We start from the raw sequence: 17258 nt of genomic DNA, 5'->3' as shown, positions 1-17258 counted from the left end.
AACTTTGTTTGAGGAGTTTTTTTTATCCATAAAAATAATACACAACTAAGTTAAACATACGTTTATCCGTAAATTTTTAAAGGTAAAACAGTTATATTTGTTTGTATATGAAAAGTTGGCAACAATATAAAAAGATAGATTATGAAAAATTTAAAGTATTTACTATTCAGTCTGATTTTTACGATAAATTTCGCATGTGTAATCAATGAAAAAATTGAAGATAAAGAGTTTAACAAAATTCCTGATAAAATAACGCAAGAAAAAGTAATTGGTGATTATATAATTCACTCAAGTTCGATTGATAAGTTTGATAAGATTGAAAAAATTGATGAATTTATTCTTTCAATTAAAACTGACTTGACATTTTCAATTAAGAATGCTCCAGTTAAGTTAGTTAATGGAAAATATTATTTTGAAAAATCAGATTCTCTTGTATTGGAAATGAATGGAGAGTGGAATTTGATTTATAACAAACAGAATTCAGATAACACTCTAAATCTAACAATTGAAAAAAGAGAAAAAAACTCATATTATAAATCATTTATAGCATATAAAGTGTTGAAATCTGATAAAGGATTGATTTTATCTAATTTAATTCCAGTTAATGATGGGAAATTTGAATATATGAGATTTGTAAAAAAAGATTAAAATACAGTAGCCAACAACTCATATAATTTATGCTTAAATTTGAACTAGTACAAACTGCAAACATTCAACTAACGATTTGCTACGTACGAAAAATCTCCGATTTTCCAAACGCACAAATCTTATAAAAGCCCGTTACCACATATTAACACTTAAATTGTGAAAAAGATTATAACAATAATAATAGTTTTTATTTCAACTTATTCGACTAATTCCCAAAGTATATATTATGGGAGATATAATGATTTAATTGAGAATCCTCAAAGTAAAATTCTAAAAGAAAAAAAAGCAAAATCAGTAATTGTCAAGCATTATGAAAACCCTGAAACATCAGGAAACCACTTGCATGATTATATTTATAAAATTGATTCTACAGGGAATATCTCTGAAAAAAAATTCACTTCATATTACGGGGATTTCATAAAAAAATACTATTACGACAAAAAGAATATACTTAAAAGAAAATCTTTCTCAAAAAATAATAATAAATACACTTATTCTAGACCTCAAATGCGAATATTAACTAGAAGTGATTTTAATCCTATTAACTTTTACTATAAATATGATGACCTAGGAAGATTGAAAGAAGTAAAATCTTGCGATAGCTTAAGTAATTGTAGAATAGAGCATAAAAAATACTTCTCCGATAGAGTTTTTACATTTTTTAAGGATGTTGAAGGAAATTTGATAAAAAGAAAAATTTTTGAAAGAAAAGATAGTTTAGAAATAGAACTTGAAATTAATAAGCTTAATGAAATTGAGAAAAAAACAATCACTTACTTCAATAAAGATAGTTTAGAAACTCATAAAGATAACTTTGAAAAAGATACACTTGCTTATAGAGTAATAAATGAGTTTGATATAAAAAATAGAAAGATAAAATCTGTAAGAACACAATATTTTAAAAAGTATAAAAACTATGTAAGAAATGCTTCTATTACAAAAGAATATTATATATATAATCAAGATTCTAGCATTCGTACAGCAATAAATAAAAGTACAGATACTTGGAGATATGAATATCATTACAACGAGAAAGGATTATTGATTGCAATAAATACATTTATTGATGAGAAATTGAGATATTTAGATATTTATGAATACAACATGTAGTAACAACTGGTATATTTATTGTTTGGTTCTTCCCTACTTACGATAGCCCTCATGGACTTTCTTGGTTGGTAATTATTTACTAAATTTATAGCTAAAACACACAACTAAATCTTGAACAAGACCGTTGTGTGTAATACGAAAAAAAGGAAAGTAATAAATGAAACTAATTAAAAATTTGGGCCTTCTAATTACTGTTTTAATAATTTTCAGTTGTGAAAAAATGGTTAAAACCGATGAAATTGCTGATGTAATTACTGAAAATGATCTTGACATAGAGTTGAAAATTGATACTCAAAATGATTATGAAATTCAAAGAATCTCGAAAAATGAAGAGAATAACAATTATCTTAAAATTATTGTAGCAGATGAATTTTATTTAAGAGGTAAAGCAAAAATTAAAACAAACCAGAAATATAAACTATCCGTTACTTTAAAGAATAACAATGCAAATCCGGTTGTATTGTATTCATTTTGGAAAGGGCTTAAAACATCAAAACGAAGTTTTACGTTAGCAGGTAAAAATGAAAATCCTCCAACATCTGAAACTCAAAAAACACATTCAGATTGGATAACATTTGAAGAAAGTTTCCAGGCCCAAAAAGACGAAGATTCATTTATGATTGTAATCTTCTCTAGAAAAGGTATTTTTTATTTAAAAGATATTAAAATAGAGCAAGTTATGGATTAAGGAGCAAATTATTTGATCTTTTGACAAAAATACTACACGCAACAAATAATATAAAAACTCGTTATGTGCAATTAATAAATGAAACTATGGACGTATTAAAACTAGCAATCGAATGGGCAAAAGCCGAAGTATTCTCAACACGTTTCTTTATTTTCTTCGCGATTGGATTTTTAATGGCAAGTGTTGGATTTTGGCAATTAGGAAAAACAGATTTAGCAAAGGCTTATATCATTCCAACGTTAGTAGCAGGTATATTACTATTAATAATTGGCAGCGGCACTAACTACACCAATATTCAAAGAATTAAACAATTTGAAAAGGATTTTAATACCGATGAAACTGCCTTTTATAAGTCCCAAATTGAACGCTCTGAAACCACTTTAAAGCAATTTACATTTGTATTTAAATTAGTTCCAATATTAATTATCGTAGCTGCATTATTAATTCTATTTATTAATACACCAACTTGGAGAGCAATTAGTGTTACAACCATTTCAATGCTAATTATCATTTTATTAATTGACGGAAATGCACAATCAAGAATTGTGAACTACCACAATGAATTGAAATTGTTGGACTTAAAAAATGAAATAAAAAAATAACTACAAACATTTAACTAACGATTTTCTACAACCGAAAAATCTTCGATTTTCCAATCGCACAAATCATATAAAATCACATTAGCCACTATTAAAACACGCACTCCTTATGACAACTTTTCCTGTAACAACTTCTACTCTTTCCGAAAATGAATTAGGTGAATTTGTAAAAGAAAAATATGAACTGAATAATAATTTTGAATGTAAATTATTTAGGACAGGAATGAATCATACTTACTTTCTTTCATACAATGAAGAAAAATATGTTTTGAGAGTTTATAGTTATAATTGGAGGTCAAAATCAGAAATCATAGACGAAATTGAGCTTTTAAGGCTGCTAAGTAAAAATAACTTGAATGTTTCTTTTCCTATTAAAGATAAAAAGGGAAATTTTATTCAAGAAATAAATGCTCCTGAAGGTTTAAGATATATAGTGCTTTTTTCATTTGCAAAAGGTAAAAAAACTAGATTTTTAAATGAAGAAATGTGTTTTGAAATTGGCTTTTTAATGGCGAAAATTCATAGTCTTACTTTAAATAAAACTATAAATCGAACTTCTTATAACAAAAAAACACTTATAGAATTACCCTACGAATATTTAAAACAATTCTTTTCTGAGAAATTACACGAAATGAAATTTATTAAAGAATTTGAAAAAACTTTTCAAAACTCAGATTTTGAACACACTCAAAACGGAATTGTACATATGGACATTTGGTATGATAATATGGCTATTGAGGGCGAAAAAGAAATTACAATTTTTGACTTTGATTTTTGTGGAAATGGATCACTTATTTTGGACATTGGATATTTCTGTAAACAATTATTTTTTATAGAATCCGATAAAAATCAATACGAATCTAAAGTCCAAAGTTTTCTTAATGGTTATCAAAAAATCAAAGAAATATCTGAAAAAGAACTCAAATTAATTCCAAAAGCAGGAGCTGCTATTTTTATATTTTATCTAGGAGTTCAAGCGCAAAGATTTGATTGGTCTAACATATTTTTATCTGAAAATTATTTAAAAATGTTTGTTGGAAGAATTAAATCTTGGATTGATTATTATGAATTAAAAAAATAACAGTGGTTAACATCTCATAAAATTTATGCTTAAAATTAAACTAAATATTAACAACCAACATTCAACTTACGATTTGCTTCGCCCGAAAAATATCCTATTTTCCAGTGGTACAAATCTTATAAAAATATGTTGCAAGCAATTATGAAAAAGATTCTATAAATAGTGATTTTTCTATTTTTAATAGGAATATTTGCTTGTGATTGTGATGAACCTTCGATTTCTGAAAAATATATTCAGTCTGATTTTGTCGCTAATGTGACAATTCTAAAAATATATCCTAATCAAAAAGGAGAACAAGGATATAGATCAGATATTAAAATTAATGAATTGCTAACTTAAGCTGTATAACCAAAATTTTCGCCTTTAATAAAATAGAATGTTTCTAAAATATAAAAAACGTAAATTTAAATATCTGAAAAACAAGTTTTAATAAAGAATTATTCATAATTTAAACCATCGTCAATAACAAGCTGAAGAAACAATGCGAATAGCTTTAATCATATTGATTGGAATACACGGAATTATCCATTTATTTGGGTTTTTAAAAGCTTTTGGCTTATCTGAATTTAATGAGATCTCACAACACATTTCAAGAGTAAACGGTATTTTTTGGTTATTAACATTGCTACTTTTTATCACTACAGTGGTATTAATGCTTGTTCAATCCAATTATTGGTTGTTAAGTGGTTTTTTGGCTGTGATTGTTTCACAAATATTAATTTTTAACTTTTGGACCGATACAAAATTTGGTACAATAGCAAATGTGATTATTCTATTTTCAACAATTATTGGATATTCAACTGTTCATTTTAATAGTAAAATCAATAAAGAAAGAATAGCTCTATTTGAAAATTCACAATTCAAAAACCAAGAAGTAGTTACCGAAAAAAAAATACTTCACTTACCTCCTATTGTTCAAAAGTGGCTAACAAACAGCGGATTATTAGGTAAGCCGTTTATTTCTAACACGTATTTAACTCAAGAACTTCAGCTTAAAATGAAACCAGAACAAACAAGTTGGAATAATGGTAAGGCTGAACAATATTTTACCATTCAACCGCCAGCCTTCAATTGGAATATTAATACCAACCTGAATTCAATATTGAGCGCAGTAGGTAGAGACAAATTTGAAAATGGTAAGGGTGAAATGACTATTAAACTTCTTTCTCTCATTCCAGTTGTAAATGTAAAAAATGACAAAAAGATAAATCAAGCAACTTTACAACGATATTTGGCTGAAATTATTTGGTTTCCATCGGCATCCTTAAGCCAATACATTAAGTGGGAGCCTATAAATAACTATTGCGCAAGAGCAACTATGGAATTTAAAGGAACTAAAGGTTCGGGAGAATTTCATTTTAATAAAGATGGATATTTTGAGAAATTCGTAGCAATGCGTTATCAAGATTCAAAGGATACAGAACCTACAAAATGGATTGTAACTGCCACCAAAACCAAAGAAATGAATGGAATAAAAATACCCGTTGAATGTGAAGCAAGTTGGGGATTAAAAAATGAAAAATGGACTTGGTTAAAATTAAAAATAACAGACATTAAATACAACGTAACAGAAATGCCCATAGCCAAAAATGTATATCATAAATAGTTTCATTTAAAAAATAACAAGTTTATAAAACAAAAAAACATTAATTTTAAATATTGGAAAATTGCATTCTCTGAAAATTAACCTACCATAACCAGCTTACAAAAAAATGACAAATAAATATGGACTTTCTACTGCATTGATTTCATTTATAATTGGAACACTATTGCTAGTTGCTTTTTATTTCTCAAATTCTATTTCAATAACAATATTTGGAATATTTTTTATAGCCATTGCTGGTATTGTAAATTTAAGTGTTTTAATAAAAGTTTTAATTAATTTAATAAAGGAAAAAGAACATAGAAAAAAACATATGCTAACTTCAGGAATTATAATTTTAAACATTCCTATCGCCATTTTGTATTTTTATATTGTAATGTTTTTATTAAACACCATGAGAATTTCATTAATTAATGAAACTGGATCCAATTTAACAGATTTAAAAATAATTGGAGGAGAAACTAAATTAATAAATGAGCTTAAAACTGGAGATAAACAAACCGAATGGGTTGAAATAAAATCTGAAACCCCTATTATTCTTCAATACAAACTTAACGGTGAAATCAAAACAGAATCCATTCATTCCTACCCTGTTACTGGAGAAAGAATCAATCATAGAATTGGAAATAATTCTAATAAAATTGAGAATACCTATTAGTTAAATACTTGTTATCTTTTATACAATTTAGGTAAACCTATACATTCCACAAACAATTTGTTAGGTTTTTAAGAAACCAAGCTCTAAACTCGTTGAAATTCATTATAAAAACATAAAAACCACAAATTTCAACATACAAAATGGTTACAATTTAATTGAATAATTTATAAATTAACCTCATTAAAAATGTAACAAAAAATAAGAAATTCATACTTATTAGGAAACTAAAAAACAATATTATGAAAAGTGAATGGATTGGAACATTTGAAAATTCTGAAATTAGAATTAACAATACTTGGTTTAACGGAGAAATGTTATTTGTAAATGGTGAATTACAAGATAAAAGATATGGATTTGCCGGTTCAAATTTAACCGGACATTTAATTAATAAGAATGGCGAAAGAAAAAATATAAAAGTAAATTTAGGTGGATCTTTCAAAATTAATTGCATTGTTTTTGTAGACGATAAAGAACTATCTGTTGAAAAAATAAAATAGAACGGGCTAAATAACATTTATACAACAAATAATAAAATATATTACTTGTGCGCATCTACTTCTAAAAAGCGCCACCGAATTTCTTGATCTGGATTTATTTGTTAAATTTAGTACCTTAACACACCCTATAAACTAACAACAAAAATCAATTTTAACCTAAGTTACTTTTTTGGGGAGAGATTTTAAGACAAAAAATGCAAGAAATTACAACTTATTTAAAGCTTCCTTTTCAATTTAATGAAGAAAAATTGATTCATGACCTCTCATTAATTCTTGATATAAATTGGATTCCACATTTTAACACTGCCGATTATAATGGAGATTGGAAAGTAATTTCATTATACGCTCCAAACGGAGAGCAATCTAATATATTCTCACTGTCATCACCTACATCAATAATATCGGAAACACCAGCACTTAAAAAATGTCAATATTTCAAAGAAGTTATCAACTCTTTTAAATGCCCCATACTTTCAGCTCGTATTTTGCGATTAGGAGTTGGAGCCGGAATTAAACCACATAGAGATTACGAATTAGGCTATGAAGATGGAAGTTTTCGTTTACACATTCCAATTGTAACTAATGCACATGTCCAATTTATTTTAGATGGTAATGAGTTAACAATGTTACCAGGTGAATGCTGGTATACAAATGTAAACTACGTGCATTCTGTTAAAAATTTAGGCGAGTCTGATCGTGTTCATTTGGTAATTGATGGTAAAAGAAACGAATGGTCTGATAGTTTGTTTTTCTCATTAGCGTCTAGCGAAAGTTTTCAACCATTTCCTCAAGAAAATGAATCTCCAGAAACAATTAAACGAACTATTGAAGAGTTGAAACATAGTAATGAACCAATCGTCAAGCAATTAATAAATGATTTACAACAAAAATTAACTGCCTTAAACGAAAGCTCAAAAGAATAAAAGGAACATTCAACTACTTTGAAGAAAAAGATATATTAAACATAAAAATTTAGTAAAAATGAAAGTGACACCAAAACACAATGAACGTATAGCTAAAATGACTTTTGCTTCGGTTTATCCTCATTATGTACATAAAGTAGAAAAAAAAGGAAGAACAAAAAAAGAGTTACACCAAGTAATAGAATGGCTAATCGGTTATAATGAGACTAAAGTTCAGCAATTTATTGATGAAAAAGCAACATTCGAAACCTTTTTTAAAAAAGCCAATTTAAACCCAAATGCCCATTTAATTACTGGTGTTATATGTGGTTATCGTATCGAAGAAATAGATAATCCATTAACACAACAAGTAAGATTTTTAGATAAAATAGTAGATGAATTGGCAAAAGGTAGAAAATTAGATAAAATTTTACGAGAAGAAATAAAATAAATTAAACTACTGATAAACAAACGGTAACATATCTAAAAATCATCATAACAAGACAATAATTAGATGCCACTCAACCGTAATCTGTAGATTTAAGTATTGGTGGCAGTCTTTCTACTAAAAATACTACACTGCTCGTTATGCCTTTTTCTTATAATTTCTGTTCAATTTTTATTTACTACATTAGAAACTGAAATAAACCGTAAATAATTTCCAAAACCATTATTCCTAATTAAAAAACTATGAAAACAACTTTAAATAAATTTAAAACGCTAACATTTTCAATTTTAATTATACTTACGGTTATTGGATGCAATACAAAAAACAAGAATAAAACGGCAATTAAAGAACAACAAAAGACAGCTTCTAACAATGATCTTTCTGCGGTGCTCGACTCAATTAATTTAGAAATAAATAATGGAGATTATGGATTAATAGACCGTTTTATGGTGATACAAAATGACGAAATATTGGCTAATTATAAATATGAGCAAGATTATGAAACCATTGCTAAAAAATATGACACTACTAATCATCAATATAATTACAATCACCCAAGTTGGTACCCATTTTACCAGCAATCGGAATTACATACTTTACAATCCATTACCAAAAGTGTTACTTCCATTCTCTTAGGTATAGCTTTGGATTTAAATAATGATTATACTATTAAAACAAAGGCAATGCTCTTTTTCAAAGACTACAATATCAACTTTCAAGACATAAGAAAGAATACTATAACTATTGAGGATTTATTAACAATGAGAAGTGGTTTAAAATGGAACGAAGATGATTATACCGACCCAAAAAATGATTGTGTGCTTTTAGAAGCTAGTGATGAATGGATACAGTATGTTTTAAATAAACCAACAGATACCATTCCAGGTACAAGTTTCGAGTATAATAGTGGCGCTAGCGTGTTATTAGGTAAAATTACCCGTGTTATTACAGGAAAACGAATTGACAAATGGGCCGAAGAAAAATTATTTGAGCCACTTGGAATCACTGATTATTATTGGAAAAAAACTCCTAATGGTGAAATAGATACGGAAGGTGGATTATATCTTAAGGCAGTAGATTTAGCCAAAATTGGCACTTTATTTTTGAATAAAGGTAAATGGAACAACAAACAAATTGTATCTGAAAGTTGGGTTACCTCATCTACGAGCCCAATAGTTGATGAAATTGATCCAAACAAAAAAAGTAACGTAGGTTACGGATACCAATGGTGGATTATCCAACACACAAATGGAAAAAGCGAAATATTTGCCGGTATTGGCTATGGTGGACAATGTTTACTATTTGCGCCAGAATACAATTTATCAATCGTATTTAACGGTTGGGCTATTAATGAAAAACCAAAAAAGGAAACTTGGAAAGTTATGCAAGACAGAATTATGCCAATTCTAAAGAATAAATAACGGAGTATAAAACCCCGTTTAATTTATTATTCATTTTAATACAAAACAGCTTCTAATTTTAAAGCTTTATCATTCGAATAAGTTAACGTACTATCAATTTCAAAGCATCTTTTAAAATTTTTAAGTGCATTAATGGAATCACCCTTTAATAATAAAGCGTCTCCATAGCTGTCATAAGTATTAGCAGATTTTGGATATTCTTCTATATTTAATTTAAAAACTTCTATAGCTGCATCTATTTTGTCTGCACCTAATAATCTATAACCTAGAACATTCATACTTCTTTCAGAGGAAATATAGTGAAGGGTATCGGATTTAAACTTATGGTAAATATGTATACCTTTTTCACTATTTCCAGCTGCTATTTCTTTAGCCATCTGTTTTTCAATTTGATACTTTGGAATTATATACGGTTTTCCATCCAAAATATTTTGGATACTATTTAAAATAGCGCTAAAATTTTCTCCAGAATTGTTAGTTAATAAAATAAAGCCATTATTAGCATCAACTTCGTTATGTAAAAAAGTTCCAAAGCCAACCCAACCACCGGAATGATTAACAACTTTTGGTTCTCCCTGTTTAGAATTAATAAACCATCCAAATCCATATGTTGTAGACTTTCCATTATTTAGAACACCCGGAGTCCAAGCTTCATCTAAAAAACTTTTTGGAATAATTGTATTATTAACAAGTGCCTGATTCCATTTATATAAATCGTTTAATGTGGAGTAAATGCCTCCATCTCCCCTAACATCATTTACAATATTATAATCATTTAGTACTAAATCTACTTCATTTAAAGCTGTTTCATAACCAAATACACGATTTGGCATTGCAGGATCTGAATCTATCTGATATTTATATAATACAGTATTATTCATATCCAAAGGCTCAAATATAGTTTCCTTTAAATATTCTCTAAAATGTTTTCCCGAAACCTTCTCTACTATGGATGCTAAAAACAAATAACCGGTATTACTATATTCCCAGCGTTCACCAGGTTGAAAATCAAGCTTGGGATTTACTCTATAAAACTCCTTAATAATTTCATCATTTCCTAAAATATAAGTCTTAGTTAAATCTTTTGGCTTCCAATTTTCCGCTATCAATCGTTCATAATCAGTCAATCCCGAAATATGATGTAATAAGTGACGAACCGTAATATTAGCATAAGGAAACTCCGGAAGAATAGATTTAACAGTTTGATTATAATCTAATTTACCGGCCTCTTTTAATTTCATAATAGACATTGCAGTAAATTGTTTACTTACTGAAGCCAATCTAAATTGAGAATTTAATGTAAGTGGTTCTTTAGGATCAATAGTTCTTAAACCGTCTGAGTTTTGATAAATAATTTCGCCATTTTTATACACTAAAATGTTCCCCGTAGTAAATCCTTTTTCATTCATATTATAAACAAATTCCTCAAAAGTATTCGTATTTATATGACTAGTATTTTTACAAGAAAACAAGCAAGTAACAAATAAACATACCAAGGAGCATTTGATATAATTTTTCATTTTTTATAGGTTTTAGATTATTTAAAGATACTATTTTAACAGAAAACTCAAAAAATGAAGGTAATTGATTTACAACTATGTTGTAATAATAGCAAATTCGAATACATAAATAATAGCCATTAGAAAATACATTAAGACAAATCCTCAGCTATTTTTTCTAAACCTTTTGCTTGCAACAAAGGTAAAGCTGATAAAAGAAAAGACCAAAACAACAAACCATACTTATCTTAAAAAATGACTAAATTGTTATTCTTATCTTTAGACTTTAAAAATTTGAATATGGGAAATAAATTGGCATTGTAATTCATTTTTTAACCTATAGCTTTAATTAAGAAAGAGAAATTCCAAAAAGTATTATTATGACAAAAATTAGAAAATCATCAATCGAAATAGAAAAGGAAGAATTTCGAAAAATTGGATATAAATTAATTGATGATATTTCAAATTTTATTCATTCCATAGACCAAAAACAAGTAACCCCAAATGAGAGTCCAAGTAAATTGCAACATTTATTAGGAAATTTATCATTGCCTGAAAACGGAAAACCTGCTACCGAGTTAATTTCAAAAGCAACAGATTTATTGCTCAATCATTCTTTACTTAACGGTCACCCAAAATTTTTAGGTTATATTACTTCTTCTGCTGCTCCAATTGGTGCCTTGGCAGATTTATTGGCAGCTTCAGTAAATCCTAATGTTGGAGCACATATTCTGAGTCCTATAGCTACAGAAATTGAAAAACAAACAGTAAAATGGTTGTGCCAATTTATTGGTGTTTCATCTAACTATGGAGGTATATTGGTAAGTGGTGGAAATATGGCGAATTTTACGGCATTCTTAGCCGCAAGAACAGCAAAATCCCCAAAAAGTATTAAAGAAAATGGGGTTCAAAATACATCAAATAAATTAACTGTTTATTGCTCCAAAACAACGCATACTTGGATTGATAAAGCAGTTATTCTATTTGGTCTAGGCACAAATGCTGTACGTTGGATAGAAACTGACTCTTCTAATAAAATGGATACCAAAGTATTAGAAACCACCATAAAAAAAGATTTAGAAAATAATTGCATTCCATTGATGGTTGTAGGCACAGCAGGCGACGTAAGTACAGGAGTTGTTGATAATTTAAGTGAAATTTCTATTATTTGTAAAAAATACGACTTGTGGTTTCATATAGACGGTGCTTATGGTGTACCCGCAGCGGTTGTCCCTAAATTTAATTATTTATTTGAAGGAATTAAAGAAGCCGATTCTATTGCTATAGATCCTCATAAATGGTTATACAGTCCGCTTGAAGCTGGATGCACCTTGGTTAAAAATCCACAACATTTAATAGATACGTACAGTTCACATCCTGAATATTATAATTTCAGTAAAAATGAAGACGATATAGCACAAAACTTTTACGAATATGGACTACAAAACTCACGTGGTTTTAGAGCATTAAAAGTATGGCTAACATTACAGCAAATTGGTAGAAGTGGCTATGAAAAACTAATTACTGAAGATATTGAACTTTCTAAAATGTTATTTGATTTAGCTGCAAAGCACCCAGAATTAGAAGCTATTTCTCAAAATTTGAGCATTACTACTTTTAGATATGTACCACAAGAGCACGGTAAAAATAACAACTACCTTAATACATTAAACCAAAGTATATTGAATGAATTACAAACTGGTGGTGAAGTTTTTTTATCAAATGCCATTGTAAACGATTTTTATTGTTTAAGAGCTTGCATTGTGAATTTTAGAACTTCAGAAAAAGACATTGAAGACATTATTGAAATAATTGCTAGCGTAGGAAAAAAAGTTCATTCAAAACTTTCAAAAGAGGAATAGAGAACACTGCGTTTTACAAAAATATTCATAAATTTTCTATTCAGTTTGTTTTTGTTAAATTCGAAACTTAACCTATAGTTATAATTTTGGACAAGCCATATGACAAAAGAAATACCTCATATACTATTCAATTCTGCAGCAACTAATAATATTGGTTTTGAGATTGTTCCTATTGAACAAATCGCTAAAAGAAAACATGAACACAAACACAATCCTGAGTTACCGCATCAGCTAAAATTTTACAATCTTATTTTTTTTACTGAAGGTTCTGGAAGGCATTTTATAGATTTTAAATGGTATCCTGTTCAACAAAATAGTTTGGTTTATTTAACCAAAGATCAAATAAATGCATTCGAATTCTCAGAAGATCTAAAAGGTTATTGTATCTTATTTACCGAAGAATATTTTGTGAATAGCTTCTCTAATTTAAGTGATGACTTCGTATTTAGACTTTTTAACCCCGAGTTGTTTTCACCAATTCTTCAAATTCCTCAAAATTCCGATTTTTTAACCTTTTTTAATTTATTACTTAAAGAATTTGGAAATACTCAATCGTTTAACCACAAAATAATTATCAATTCTCTTCTAACCATTTTAATATCAAAAGCCGAAAACTTGAAGCAGAATATAACCTTCTATATTTCCGATTCTTCTAAAATTGTTCTTTACCAAAATTTTATTTCACTTATTGAGAAGAACCTATCCAAAAGTAGAAGTGCAAATTTTTATGCCAAAGAATTGGCGATTAGCTATAAACATCTAAATACCATTTGTAAGGAATTGATGAATAAAACTGCCAAAAACGTGATTGATGATTTTGTAATTCTTCAAGCAAAAAGAAATTTAATAAATTCAACAATAAGTAGCGCTGAATTGGCATATAGTTTAGGATTTGAAGATCCAACAAACTTCACCAAATACTTTAAGAAAAAAACAGGTTTAACCCCTAAATCTTTCATAAATTCATTCTCAAAAGACTAATGGTTCAACTTTAACCATTTTAACACCATTTTTCATCTTTCCAACAAGTTGCAATTGCTTCATCTTTGTACTCTAATTAAAAAACAAAAAAATGAAACAAATAATTACAACTGTTGCAATTACTCTTTTAATAACAGTAAGCAACGCACAAGACAAAAATATTAACACTAAAAAATTAGGAAAAATGGAAACAAAAACAACATTAACAAACAAAGAAAAAGCAGTAGCCTTAATTACTAGTTTAGAAACTGGCGATAAATCAACAATTGCATATATTAACCCTACAAATTACAAGCAACATAATCTTGCAGTAGCCGATGGATTGGAAGGTTTTGGTGAAGTATTGCACCACGCACCCGAAGGAGGTTTTAAAGCGAATGTAGTTCGTTCATTTCAAGATGGAAATTACACTGTTACGCATACTGAATATGACTTTTTTGGTCCAAAAATTGGCTTTGATATCTTTAAATTTGAAAATGGTCAAATTATAGAACATTGGGATAATTTTTCTGAATTAGCAGCTACAAACCCAAGTGGAAGAACACAAACAGATGGTGTTACAAAAACTACTGACATTGATAAAACAGAACAAAACAAAGCACTAGTAAAAGATTTTATAAATACCGTTTTAATAAAAGGCGAGTTCGACAAAATGCACAATTATTTTGATGGCGACAACTATATTCAACATAACGCTATGATTGCAGATGGTGTTTCTGGTTTAGGAAAAGCCTTAGAAGAAATGGCAAAACAAGGAATTACAATGGTATTTGAAAAAAACCATATTATTTTAGGAGAAGGTAATATTGTTTTATCGGTAAGTGAAGGAACATTCGCAGGAAAACCAACATCATTTTATGATTTGTTTAGAATAGAAAACGGAAAGATTGCAGAACACTGGGATACTATTGAAACCATTTTACCAGAGGCAGAAAGAAAAAACACTAACGGAAAATTTAATTTCTAAACATAACTTTAAAATACAAAAAAATGAAAACAAAATTAATTACATTTATTTGTCTTGTAATATTTAGTATTGGACAAAGTTTTGCGCAAAGCAATACAACAGAAGAAAATAAATTTCAATTTGGAGAACCTGAACATTTTATAGATGGTTACTCATTAAACTATCAATATCAAGATGGTAAAGCAATACATATGGAGTTTTACAATGGTAAAGCAACATATGAATGGATTAATGGACCTAGAAAAGGAAAAGGAAATACAGACATTCCTTACCGATCTCGTAAAATTGGAGATAACCTTTATATAGTTAATTGGCACGAAACAGGGATTAAAGATTATTTAACCATTGTTTTTGATTTTGAAAAAATGATGATTCATAGTTCTATTATTGTTGGTTATGAAAACAAGCCTGAAAGAAAACTGAGAACCGTATTTTCAACTGGGGTTATAGATCATTTAAAAAAGAATTAATATGAGTTCAGTAGCAATTTGCCCAACTTGCAGCAGTAAATCAAAAATAAAAGAGGTAAATGGAAATAAAACGTATCAAGCCATTCAAGATGATGAATTGATAAAAAAAGTAGGACAGCTAAAAAAAGCAATGCAAAAATACAAGGAAAAAGCAGCGCAATTAGAAAAGCAACTTAAAGAGCGTAATTAAAAGCGACTACTTCATTAATAAAAAAAAGCAAAAACGGTTTAAAACTAAACCGTTTTTGCTTTTTTATTATAGTTACTTTTATGCTTAACTTAAATAAGCAGTTAACATCCATGTTAATTTTTCTTGTTCAGAAATTAAATCACTCATTAAAGAAGCAGTACCTTCGTCGTTATTATCAGATGCCATTTCCATAATTTCACGTTCTTGAACTAATAATAGGTTTAAATTATTTAATATAGAATTAACTGCATCGTCTCCATTAGATGTGTTTTTAACAATTGCAATTGTTTTGTTTCCCAAATAATCTTCAAACGTATGCAATGGTTGTAATCCTAAAGTTAAAATGCGTTCTGCAATTTCATCAACAACATCATTAGTACTGTTATAAAGTTCTTCAAATTTTTCGTGTAATAAGAAAAAATTTCTTCCTTTTACATTCCAATGCAATCCTCTTAAATTCATATAATGAATTTGAAAATCTGCTAAGAGCACATTTAATTTATTTGTAACATCCATTTTATAATCTTCATTCAATCCTATCTTTATTTCTAAAGTTTCCATATTTATTTTGTTTTTAATTTGTTAAGCAAAATTACTTATTACCTACTTACCGAATAGCAACTTTTATGACACTAGTATGCGTTTTTATGATACTAAAATTACTTACTATTTAAAAACAATAGTTACTACAATGGCAATCTGTTAATTAAAAAAATAGGACAAATGCCGTATGGTTTTAACCATTCTTACAAATTACTTTTATCTCATAAATCACTTAAGCTATCTAATTATCTAACTAAAAACATTTTTATTATGAAATCAAATCATTTTTTAACCATACTAAAAGGAACCTTTTTTTCTTTTATCTTATTTATGTTCGTTTTAGGTTGTTCCAAAAAAGACGACGAAGAAGAAAAACCTACTGCGCCAGTTGCAGGATTTAGCATATCACCAACAAATCCAGAAACACGACAAGAAGTTACTTTTACAAACGAAAGTACACACGCCGATTCGTACCAATGGTCTGCAACAGGTACAAGTTTTAGTTCTACCGAAGAAAATCCGAAATTTACTTTTGATACCGCAGGCGATTTTGAAGTAAAACTAGTTGTTACCAATTCGGCAGGAACCGACGAAATAACGAAAACAATAACCGTAACAGCCGCGCAAGTTTCACCAACTGCAGCGTTTAGTTTTTCACCAACAAATCCAGAAACAGCACAAGAAGTTACTTTTACAAACGAAAGTACACACGCAGATTCGTACCAATGGTCGGCAGCAGGGACAAGTTTTAGTTCTACCGAAGAAAATCCGAAATTTACTTTTGATACCGCAGGCGATTTTGAAGTAAAACTAGTTGTTACCAATTCGGCAGGAACCGACGAAATAACAAAAACAATAACGGTAACAGCCGCGCAAGTTTCACCAGTTGCAGCATTTAGTTTTTCACCAACAAATCCAGAAACAGGATTAGAAATTACTTTTACAAACGAAAGTACACACGCCGATTCGTACCAATGGTCGGCAGCAGGGACAAGTTTTAGTTCTACCGAAGAAAATCCGAAATTTACTTTTGATACCGCAGGCGATTTTGAAGTAAAACTAGTTGTTACCAATTCGGCAGGAACCGACGA

The 17258-nt window shown here is 28.7% G+C and carries 19 protein-coding genes; 17 read left to right on the top strand and 2 right to left on the bottom strand.

What is annotated here, in order from left to right:
• Positions 1-141 precede the first annotated feature (141 nt).
• The 11 genes from Q0776_RS17085 to Q0776_RS17035 all read left to right on the top strand — a co-directional run bounded on the left by Q0776_RS17085 (position 142) and on the right by Q0776_RS17035 (position 9655).
• Positions 142-648: a hypothetical protein gene (locus Q0776_RS17085; protein ID WP_298371024.1), complete on the top strand. Its 507-nt coding sequence runs from the start codon at positions 142-144 to the stop codon at positions 646-648.
• A 156-nt stretch (positions 649-804) separates the two neighbouring features.
• Complete coding sequence (locus Q0776_RS17080; RefSeq protein WP_298371022.1) at positions 805-1758, top strand: hypothetical protein; 954 nt, start codon at positions 805-807, stop codon at positions 1756-1758.
• Positions 1759-1915: 157 nt separating this feature from the next.
• Positions 1916-2446 carry a hypothetical protein gene (locus Q0776_RS17075; RefSeq protein ID WP_298371020.1) on the top strand — a complete coding sequence of 177 codons (531 nt, stop codon included), beginning with the start codon at positions 1916-1918 and terminating at the stop codon, positions 2444-2446.
• A gap of 20 nt (positions 2447-2466) precedes the next feature.
• Positions 2467-3048, top strand: coding sequence for a hypothetical protein (locus Q0776_RS17070; RefSeq protein WP_366139414.1), 582 nt, complete (start codon positions 2467-2469; stop codon positions 3046-3048).
• A gap of 106 nt (positions 3049-3154) precedes the next feature.
• The gene (locus Q0776_RS17065; RefSeq protein WP_298371018.1) at positions 3155-4126 is read left to right on the top strand and encodes a phosphotransferase; all 972 of its coding nucleotides are present in this window, start codon (positions 3155-3157) and stop codon (positions 4124-4126) included.
• Between the two features lie 481 nt (positions 4127-4607).
• Positions 4608-5732, top strand: coding sequence for a DUF6544 family protein (locus tag Q0776_RS17060; RefSeq protein WP_298371017.1), 1125 nt, complete (start codon positions 4608-4610; stop codon positions 5730-5732).
• Between the two features lie 106 nt (positions 5733-5838).
• Entirely contained in the window at positions 5839-6387 is a 549-nt protein-coding gene (locus Q0776_RS17055; protein WP_298371015.1) for a hypothetical protein, read from the top strand.
• 239 nt (positions 6388-6626) lie between these two features.
• Positions 6627-6884 (top strand): hypothetical protein, encoded by a 258-nt coding sequence (locus tag Q0776_RS17050; protein ID WP_298371012.1) that lies wholly within the window; start codon positions 6627-6629, stop codon positions 6882-6884.
• A gap of 194 nt (positions 6885-7078) precedes the next feature.
• Entirely contained in the window at positions 7079-7807 is a 729-nt protein-coding gene (locus Q0776_RS17045; RefSeq protein ID WP_298371008.1) for an aspartyl/asparaginyl beta-hydroxylase domain-containing protein, read from the top strand.
• A gap of 58 nt (positions 7808-7865) precedes the next feature.
• Positions 7866-8237, top strand: a complete 372-nt coding sequence (locus Q0776_RS17040; RefSeq protein ID WP_298371005.1) for a DUF2200 domain-containing protein — start codon at positions 7866-7868, stop codon at positions 8235-8237.
• A 239-nt stretch (positions 8238-8476) separates the two neighbouring features.
• Positions 8477-9655 carry a serine hydrolase gene (locus Q0776_RS17035; RefSeq protein ID WP_298371002.1) on the top strand — a complete coding sequence of 393 codons (1179 nt, stop codon included), beginning with the start codon at positions 8477-8479 and terminating at the stop codon, positions 9653-9655.
• Positions 9656-9690: 35 nt separating this feature from the next.
• Here Q0776_RS17035 and Q0776_RS17030 read toward each other — a convergent pair whose 3' ends face one another.
• A complete protein-coding gene (locus tag Q0776_RS17030) occupies positions 9691-11175 on the bottom strand; it encodes a serine hydrolase domain-containing protein (RefSeq protein WP_298370999.1) in 1485 nt (494 codons plus the stop codon).
• A 359-nt stretch (positions 11176-11534) separates the two neighbouring features.
• On the opposite strand from Q0776_RS17030, the gene Q0776_RS17025 reads away from it, so the two are divergent.
• The 5 genes from Q0776_RS17025 to Q0776_RS17005 all read left to right on the top strand — a co-directional run bounded on the left by Q0776_RS17025 (position 11535) and on the right by Q0776_RS17005 (position 15624).
• Positions 11535-13016 (top strand): pyridoxal-dependent decarboxylase, encoded by a 1482-nt coding sequence (locus Q0776_RS17025; protein ID WP_298370996.1) that lies wholly within the window; start codon positions 11535-11537, stop codon positions 13014-13016.
• Positions 13017-13115: 99 nt separating this feature from the next.
• The gene (locus tag Q0776_RS17020) at positions 13116-13997 is read left to right on the top strand and encodes a helix-turn-helix transcriptional regulator (protein WP_298370993.1); all 882 of its coding nucleotides are present in this window, start codon (positions 13116-13118) and stop codon (positions 13995-13997) included.
• Positions 13998-14088: 91 nt separating this feature from the next.
• Positions 14089-14964 carry a nuclear transport factor 2 family protein gene (locus Q0776_RS17015; protein WP_298370990.1) on the top strand — a complete coding sequence of 292 codons (876 nt, stop codon included), beginning with the start codon at positions 14089-14091 and terminating at the stop codon, positions 14962-14964.
• A gap of 23 nt (positions 14965-14987) precedes the next feature.
• Entirely contained in the window at positions 14988-15434 is a 447-nt protein-coding gene (locus Q0776_RS17010) for a MoaF C-terminal domain-containing protein (protein WP_298370987.1), read from the top strand.
• Position 15435: 1 nt separating this feature from the next.
• Positions 15436-15624: a hypothetical protein gene (locus Q0776_RS17005; RefSeq protein WP_298370984.1), complete on the top strand. Its 189-nt coding sequence runs from the start codon at positions 15436-15438 to the stop codon at positions 15622-15624.
• An 84-nt stretch (positions 15625-15708) separates the two neighbouring features.
• Here Q0776_RS17005 and Q0776_RS17000 read toward each other — a convergent pair whose 3' ends face one another.
• Positions 15709-16185, bottom strand: a complete 477-nt coding sequence (locus tag Q0776_RS17000; RefSeq protein ID WP_298370981.1) for a Dps family protein — start codon at positions 16183-16185, stop codon at positions 15709-15711.
• A 252-nt stretch (positions 16186-16437) separates the two neighbouring features.
• Here Q0776_RS17000 and Q0776_RS16995 point away from each other — a divergent pair.
• Positions 16438-17258: PKD domain-containing protein (locus Q0776_RS16995; RefSeq protein WP_298370978.1), on the top strand; the 821-nt coding region annotated here is incomplete at its 3' end.

The sequence above is a fragment of the uncultured Lutibacter sp. genome, from assembly GCF_947495725.1.
Lineage (GTDB): Bacteria > Bacteroidota > Bacteroidia > Flavobacteriales > Flavobacteriaceae > Lutibacter.
Note: the sequence above shows the minus strand (reverse complement) of the source record. Positions and strands in the feature narration are given on the sequence as shown.

What these genes read in the sequence shown, in the direction of transcription:
- Q0776_RS17085 (WP_298371024.1), top strand. Translation starts at nt 142, where the DNA reads ATGAAAAATTTAAAGTATTTACTATTCAGTCTGATTTTTACGATAAAT.
- Q0776_RS17075 (WP_298371020.1), top strand. Translation starts at nt 1,916, where the DNA reads ATGAAACTAATTAAAAATTTGGGCCTTCTAATTACTGTTTTAATAATT.
- Q0776_RS17065 (WP_298371018.1), top strand. Translation starts at nt 3,155, where the DNA reads ATGACAACTTTTCCTGTAACAACTTCTACTCTTTCCGAAAATGAATTA.
- Q0776_RS17060 (WP_298371017.1), top strand. Translation starts at nt 4,608, where the DNA reads ATGCGAATAGCTTTAATCATATTGATTGGAATACACGGAATTATCCAT.
- Q0776_RS17055 (WP_298371015.1), top strand. Translation starts at nt 5,839, where the DNA reads ATGACAAATAAATATGGACTTTCTACTGCATTGATTTCATTTATAATT.
- Q0776_RS17050 (WP_298371012.1), top strand. Translation starts at nt 6,627, where the DNA reads ATGAAAAGTGAATGGATTGGAACATTTGAAAATTCTGAAATTAGAATT.
- Q0776_RS17045 (WP_298371008.1), top strand. Translation starts at nt 7,079, where the DNA reads ATGCAAGAAATTACAACTTATTTAAAGCTTCCTTTTCAATTTAATGAA.
- Q0776_RS17040 (WP_298371005.1), top strand. Translation starts at nt 7,866, where the DNA reads ATGAAAGTGACACCAAAACACAATGAACGTATAGCTAAAATGACTTTT.
- Q0776_RS17035 (WP_298371002.1), top strand. Translation starts at nt 8,477, where the DNA reads ATGAAAACAACTTTAAATAAATTTAAAACGCTAACATTTTCAATTTTA.
- Q0776_RS17030 (WP_298370999.1), bottom strand. Translation starts at nt 11,175, where the DNA reads ATGAAAAATTATATCAAATGCTCCTTGGTATGTTTATTTGTTACTTGC.
- Q0776_RS17025 (WP_298370996.1), top strand. Translation starts at nt 11,535, where the DNA reads ATGACAAAAATTAGAAAATCATCAATCGAAATAGAAAAGGAAGAATTT.
- Q0776_RS17020 (WP_298370993.1), top strand. Translation starts at nt 13,116, where the DNA reads ATGACAAAAGAAATACCTCATATACTATTCAATTCTGCAGCAACTAAT.
- Q0776_RS17015 (WP_298370990.1), top strand. Translation starts at nt 14,089, where the DNA reads ATGAAACAAATAATTACAACTGTTGCAATTACTCTTTTAATAACAGTA.
- Q0776_RS17010 (WP_298370987.1), top strand. Translation starts at nt 14,988, where the DNA reads ATGAAAACAAAATTAATTACATTTATTTGTCTTGTAATATTTAGTATT.
- Q0776_RS17005 (WP_298370984.1), top strand. Translation starts at nt 15,436, where the DNA reads ATGAGTTCAGTAGCAATTTGCCCAACTTGCAGCAGTAAATCAAAAATA.
- Q0776_RS17000 (WP_298370981.1), bottom strand. Translation starts at nt 16,185, where the DNA reads ATGGAAACTTTAGAAATAAAGATAGGATTGAATGAAGATTATAAAATG.